Below are 1,342 nucleotides of genomic sequence, written 5' to 3'. Positions count from 1 at the left end.
TCCTTTCTTCACCTCGGTGGCGCTAGACGATCCCGATACGCTCTACGTGCGCATACGCGCTGCGAAAGCAGACCGCTTGCTGGTCTCTTCGGACGGGGGCCGTTCCTGGCGCAGCGTGCTCGAGGGCAAGGCCGTGATGGCGGGCTTCGCGCTCTCACCCGACGGCACGCAGCTGGCGGTCGGATTCGGCCTGCCGGAACGACCTGTTGGAATCGACTGGTCACCCGGGTTTGCGAGACGCAGCAGCCGGCGCCAAGCCGGACTCCGCAACCGCATCCGCACCGTTCCCACCCCGCTCGCAATCCAGCGGCTGCGGCTGCAGCGTTCCGGGCACAAACCCCGCGGGCTCGTCCCTGCGGCTGTGCATACTGCTCGCCGTGTGCGCGTTCATCCAGCGGGCACGATGTCCTGTATAGGGCCCGGATGACGACAACGACGGCTAACGCTCTGGTTTGACCTTCACTAGCCGCGGCATCCAGTAGTCTGGTTTGCGCTTTTGATGCGCAAGAGCGAGCACCACAAGCTCGTGCTCGAAACAAGCTACGATCAACTTGTAGGGAAAACTGTGGAGCAGATACTTGCGGATCAGGAAGGGGCGCTCGCGTCGAGAAACCACCAAACTACCCGCATTGGGGAACTGGCGGGCGTACTGAATCGTTCCGTTGTAGTCTTCGACGAGCTCACGGGCTTGGTTGGTGGCACCCGAGCTGCGATACCAACGCACCGCCTCGATGAAGTCGCGTCGGGCTCCTTGAACGACACGAAGGCGCATCAGCGCGTCGCAAGGTCACGCAGCTCGCGCTCGACGTCTGCCCAGTCGTGCAGCACGGCTTCGCCGCTTTGAAGTTGATCGGCTCTGCGCTCGATCTCGTCTTGCCATGCGGCTTCCACTTCCTCTGCCGAAGCCTCCTCCTGCTCCACGCTTTCATGAAGGGCGATACAAATCTGTGCACGCTCTTCGGCTGGCAGTTGGAGCGCTTCATCAAGGATCTTCTGGGCTCTGGCGTTCACAAATGCAGTCTACGATACCGCAGCCCGCGGATCGAGTGCTGGGCCGCGCGCTTGCAGCCACGAGGCGTCGTTGCTGCAAGCTGGCGTGCGCCTGGTGGATCTGCTGCCCAAGACCTCCCTGGCCAGGTCCAAACGCGAGGCCCGCCAGTTCTTGGACAGCGGGGCGATCGCATACCTTCGACGCCAATAGCGTGCTTGAACCTATATCTCCACACCCAATGGACGAGGATCGACAACGAGCTCGGTTCCTATGGCTCTACCCCCGAAATACTCGGAGTACCTATCCGCGCTCAGGTGGGGACGCCGCCGACCAACCCGTAGGTCGAGCTTA

The 1,342-nt window shown here is 62.4% G+C and carries 3 protein-coding genes; 1 reads left to right on the top strand and 2 read right to left on the bottom strand.

Annotated elements, in window-relative coordinates:
* Positions 1–427: hypothetical protein (locus tag MJD61_01855; GenBank protein ID MCG8554022.1), on the top strand; the 427-nt coding region annotated here is incomplete at its 5' end.
* Positions 428–439: 12 nt separating this feature from the next.
* Here the strand turns inward: MJD61_01855 and MJD61_01850 are convergent.
* On the bottom strand, positions 440–772 hold the full coding sequence (locus MJD61_01850; GenBank protein ID MCG8554021.1) for a hypothetical protein: 333 nt from the start codon (positions 770–772) through the stop codon (positions 440–442).
* Entirely contained in the window at positions 772–1,011 is a 240-nt protein-coding gene (locus MJD61_01845) for an addiction module protein (GenBank protein MCG8554020.1), read from the bottom strand. The genes MJD61_01850 and MJD61_01845 overlap by 1 nt, the downstream gene beginning before the upstream one ends.
* Positions 1,012–1,342 lie beyond the last annotated feature (331 nt).

It is taken from the genome of Pseudomonadota bacterium, from assembly GCA_022361155.1.
In the GTDB taxonomy this organism is placed as follows: Bacteria; Myxococcota_A; Polyangia; order Polyangiales; family JAKSBK01; genus JAKSBK01.
This window is presented reverse-complemented; position numbering and strand designations above follow the sequence as displayed.